This window comes from Nocardioides sp. (assembly GCF_035697785.1).
Taxonomy (GTDB): domain Bacteria; phylum Actinomycetota; class Actinomycetes; order Propionibacteriales; family Nocardioidaceae; genus Nocardioides_B.
This window is the reverse complement of sequence record NZ_DASSCL010000042.1, coordinates 1-4,383: the sequence shown is the minus strand read 5'-3', so window position 1 is coordinate 4,383 and position 4,383 is coordinate 1. Positions and strand designations below refer to the sequence as shown.

General features: G+C 71.1%; 6 protein-coding genes. 5 read left to right on the top strand and 1 reads right to left on the bottom strand.

Translation table 11 applies throughout. The features are described 5' to 3' along the window. Positions 1-712, bottom strand: a 712-nt coding sequence (locus tag VFH10_RS04395; protein WP_325126327.1) for an aldo/keto reductase, incomplete at its 3' end; no start/stop codon positions are given. A gap of 151 nt (positions 713-863) precedes the next feature. Between VFH10_RS04395 and pyrR the strand changes: the two genes are divergently transcribed. From pyrR to VFH10_RS04370, 5 genes are all read left to right on the top strand, one after another. Further along, complete coding sequence (pyrR, locus tag VFH10_RS04390; protein ID WP_325126331.1) at positions 864-1,454, top strand: bifunctional pyr operon transcriptional regulator/uracil phosphoribosyltransferase PyrR; 591 nt, start codon at positions 864-866, stop codon at positions 1,452-1,454. Beyond that, positions 1,454-2,404, top strand: a complete 951-nt coding sequence (locus VFH10_RS04385; protein WP_325126326.1) for an aspartate carbamoyltransferase catalytic subunit — start codon at positions 1,454-1,456, stop codon at positions 2,402-2,404. Before pyrR ends, VFH10_RS04385 begins: the two co-directional genes overlap by 1 nt. Further along, positions 2,404-3,693, top strand: coding sequence for a dihydroorotase (locus tag VFH10_RS04380; RefSeq protein WP_325126325.1), 1,290 nt, complete (start codon positions 2,404-2,406; stop codon positions 3,691-3,693). Before VFH10_RS04385 ends, VFH10_RS04380 begins: the two co-directional genes overlap by 1 nt. 2 nt (positions 3,694-3,695) lie before the next feature. Continuing rightward, positions 3,696-4,235, top strand: a complete 540-nt coding sequence (locus VFH10_RS04375; protein WP_325126323.1) for a hypothetical protein — start codon at positions 3,696-3,698, stop codon at positions 4,233-4,235. Continuing rightward, on the top strand, positions 4,232-4,383 hold a 152-nt coding region (locus VFH10_RS04370), incomplete at its 3' end, for a carbamoyl-phosphate synthase domain-containing protein (protein WP_325126329.1). The genes VFH10_RS04375 and VFH10_RS04370, both read left to right, overlap by 4 nt.

The window sequence follows — 4,383 nt, the reverse complement described above, 5'->3', positions numbered from 1 at the left end:
TCGTCGACTTGGGGATGACCACGATCCCGTGCTGGACGTGCCAGCGGACGATGACCTGGGCGGGGGTCCTCCCGAGCCGGTCCGCGATGCCGGTGATCGTGGCATCCGTCAGCGTGCCGTTGCGCAGGGCGCTGTAGCCCTCCAGGACGATGCCGCGGGCCCGGTGCTCCTCCAGGAGGGCTGCGTCGAAGAGGAACGGACTCCACTCGATCTGGTTCACAGCTGGTGTGACGCCGGTGTCCGTGACGAGCGCGTCGATCATCTCCACGGAGTAGTTGCTGACGCCGATGTCGCGCACGAGGCCCTCGTCGCGGGCCGCGATCAGGGCACGCCACATGGCCAGCCGGGCGTCCGGGTCCTCGACGTCCCAGTGGATCAGCCAGAGGTCCAGGTGGTCGGTGCCCAGGGCGGCGAGGCTCTCGTCGAGCACCTTCCTCTCCTCGCCGGCACGGTTGGGCGGACACTTCGTGGTGACGAACACGTCGTCGTGGGCCACGCCGCTCTCGCCGAGAGCCCGGCCCACCTGGGCCTCGTTGCCGTAGACGGTGGCGGTGTCGAGGTGCCGGTATCCGGAGTCGAGCGCAGCGGCCGTCGCGGCGACCGCGTCGTCGCCCTTGATCTGCCACGTACCGAAGCCGAGGAGCGGCATCGCGGCACGGCTGGCCAGGGCCACCGTCTGGTCGGGGATCTGCGGGCTCGGTACGTCGCTCATGGCGACCGACCCTAGTGGGAATCGACCATCGGGTGGGACAACGGCCGCGTCGACGTGAGCTGACGGCCGAGGGGCTGTTAGGGTCTGCGTGATCGATCGACATCCTTTAACGAGCCGTCCCGTGAGGCGGAGAAGGAGGTCCGACGAGCTCGTGTGCGCACAACCGAATGCACAGGCTGCCCGTACGGCACAGTCCACCAGCGGTTCCACCGTCATGGATGCGCGTGATGTCTCCCGCGCTCTGACCCGCATCGCCCACGAGATCCTGGAGCGCAACAAGGGCGCCTCCGATCTCCTGCTGCTCGGGATCCCCACCCGCGGCGTACCTCTCGCCCGGCGCATCGCCACCAAGATCGCCGATGTCGAGGGCGTCGACATCCCGGTGGGGTCCGTCGACGTGACCATGTACCGCGACGACCTGCGGATGCGGCCCGCACGGACCTTGATGCCGACCGAGATCCCCACCGACGGGATCGACGGCAAGGTCGTGGTCCTGGTCGACGACGTGCTGTTCTCCGGCCGCACCATCCGTGCCGCCCTCGACGCGATGAACGACCTGGGCCGGCCGCGGGCCGTGCGGCTGGCCGTCCTGGTCGACCGCGGCCACCGCGAGCTGCCGATCCGGGCCGACTTCGTGGGCAAGAACCTGCCCACCTCGCTGGTGGAGAAGGTGTCGGTGCACCTCGCCGAGTTCGACGACGAGGACGCCGTGGTCATCTCCGGCTCCGGAGTGGAGGCCTGATGAAGAAGCACCTGCTGAGCGCCGGGGACCTGACCCGCGACGACGCCGAGCTGATCCTGCAGACCGCCGAAGAGCTGCGGTCGCTGGCGGACCGGCCGATCAAGAAGCTGCCCGCGCTGCGCGGCCGCACCATCGTCAACCTGTTCTTCGAGGACTCCACGCGCACACGGATCTCGTTCGAGGCGGCCGCCAAGCGACTCTCGGCCGACGTGATCAACTTCTCCGCCAAGGGCTCCTCGCTGAGCAAGGGCGAGTCGCTCAAGGACACCGCGCTGACCCTGGAGGCGATGGGCGCGGACGCCGTCGTCGTACGCCACTGGGCGTCCGGGGCCCCGCACCTGCTCGCCAACGCGGGCTGGTCGCGCTCCAGCGTGGTCAACGCCGGCGACGGCACCCACGAGCACCCGACCCAGGCGCTGCTCGACGCGTTCACGCTCTGGCGTCACCTGGGCAACCTCGACGGTCGCCGGGTGGCGATCGTGGGCGACGTCCTGCACAGCCGGGTGGCCCGCTCCAACGCGCTGCTGCTGCGCACGCTGGGGGCCGAGGTGACGCTGGTCGCGCCGCCGACGCTGCTGCCATACGGCGTGGAGGGCTGGGGCGCCGAGACGTCGTACGACCTCGACGCGGTGCTGCCGAAGGCGGACGCGGTGATGATGCTGCGCGTGCAGCGGGAGCGGATGAACGCCGCGTTCTTCCCGACGGTGCGCGAGTACAGCCGCCGCTACGGCCTCGACGGCCGCCGGATGGCGACCCTCCAGGACCACACGATCGTGATGCACCCCGGCCCGATGATCCGCGGCATGGAGATCACCGCCGACGTGGCCGACTCCGAACGGTCCGTCATCGTCGAGCAGGTCACCAACGGCGTCGCGGTCCGGATGGCCGTGCTCTACCTGCTGCTGGGTGGCAGCGAACCCGCAGTCGGTACGACGGACAAGGAAGCCTGATGACCCGCACCTACCTGGTCAAGAACGTCCGGATCCTCGGTGGCGATCCCACCGACCTGCTGCTGCGGGACGGGGTGATCGAGCGCATCGGCACCGGGCTCTCGGCCGACGAGGCGGACGTGCTCGACGCCGACGGGCTCGTCGCCCTGCCCGGGCTGGTCGACCTGCACACCCACCTGCGCGAGCCCGGCCGCGAGGACGCCGAGACCGTGGAGACCGGCACGCTCGCCGCCGCGCTGGGCGGCTTCACCGCCGTGCACGCCATGGCCAACACCGACCCGGTCGCTGATACCGCGGGTGTGGTCGAGCAGGTCTGGCGGCTCGGCCGCGAGGCCGGTCACTGCGACGTGTTCCCGATCGGTGCCGTGACCGTCGGCCTCGGCGGTGAGCGGCTCGCCGAGCTCGGCGCGATGGCCGACTCCGCGGCGCGGGTGCGGGTCTTCTCCGACGACGGCAAGTGCGTCTCCGACGCGGTGCTGATGCGCCGGGCCCTGGAGTACGTCAAGGCGTTCGACGGTGTCATCGCGCAGCATGCGCAGGAGCCCCGGCTGACCGAGGACGCCCAGATGAACGAGGGCGAGCTCTCCGGTCGCCTCGGACTGCGCGGCTGGCCGGCCGTCGCGGAGGAGGCGATCATCGCCCGGGACTGCCTGCTGGCCGCCCACGTCGACTCGCGGTTGCACGTGTGCCACGTCTCGACCGCCGGTTCGGTGGAGATCGTGCGCTGGGCCAAGAGCAAGGGCTGGAACGTCACGGCCGAGGCGTGCCCGCACCACCTGTTGCTCACCGACGAGCTCGCGGCGACGTACGACCCGATCTACAAGGTCAACCCGCCGCTGCGATCGTCCGCCGACGTCGAGGCCCTCCGGGCCGGGCTGGCCGACGGGACCATCGACGTCGTCGCCACCGACCACGCGCCGCATCCGCACGAGGACAAGGACTGCGAGTGGCAGGCCGCGGCGTTCGGGATGCTCGGCCTCGAGACCGCGCTGTCGATCGTGCAGCAGACGATGGTCGACACCGGGCTGCTCGACTGGGCGGGCGTCGCGGAGCGGATGTCGGCCAAACCCGCCGAGATCGGCCGGCTGTCCGGCCACGGCCGCCCGCTGGCGGTGGGGGAGCCCGCCAACGTCGTGCTCTACGACCCGAGCGTCACGCGAGTCGTCGACCAGACGGAGCTGGCCTCGCTGTCGCGCAACACGCCGTACGCCGGACGCGAGCTGCCCGGTCGGGTGGTCGCGACGTTCCTGCGCGGCAAGCCGACCGTCCTCGACGGAAAGCCGGCCTGAGGATGCAGACCTGGCACGCCGTGGCAATCCTGCTCGGCGTGGTCGTCGTCGCCTACGTCGCCATGTGGCGAGGGTGGCGTGGCCGTGCGACCAAGCACGACCTGCCGCCGCTGGTGCCGGTGCCGGCCGTCGACGCGCTGCCGACGGCGAAGGTGTCCGGCGGTGCCCGCTACTTCGGCACGACGGTCGCGGGCGACTGGCTGGACCGGGTCGTCGCCCAGGGCCTCGGCGCCCGCAGCCAGTGCCGGCTGAACCTCTCGAGCGAGGGGCTCGACGTGATCCGGCTGGCCGGGTCGTTCCGCATCCCCGCGGCCGCGCTGCGGGGCGCACGGCACGACCAGGGCATCGCGGGCAAGGTCGTCCCGCCACACGGGCTGCTCGTGGTCACCTGGCAGCACGGTGAGCACACACTCGACACCGGCTTCCGGCTCACCGACACTTCCCGGCCAGGGGTCGAGGACAAGGGCGTCGCAAGTGTCCGGCAAGCCCACAACGCCTGGATCCGGGCGATCTCCAAGCTGGCGAAGGAGCGTTCTCAGTGACTGGTCTCGACAGGCCCGCCCCCCGGCAGGCCGCACTGCTCGTGCTCGAGGACGGCCGCACCTTCCACGGCGAGGGCTTCGGCGCCGAGGGCGAGACGTTCGGCGAGGCGGTGTTCTCCACCGGCATGACCGGCTACCAGGAGACGCT

Bases quoted from the DNA above. Each gene is read 5' to 3' on its own strand.
- VFH10_RS04380 (WP_325126325.1), top strand. From the start codon at position 2,404: ATGACCCGCACCTACCTGGTCAAGAACGTCCGGATCCTCGGTGGCGAT.
- VFH10_RS04385 (WP_325126326.1), top strand. From the start codon at position 1,454: ATGAAGAAGCACCTGCTGAGCGCCGGGGACCTGACCCGCGACGACGCC.
- VFH10_RS04375 (WP_325126323.1), top strand. From the start codon at position 3,696: ATGCAGACCTGGCACGCCGTGGCAATCCTGCTCGGCGTGGTCGTCGTC.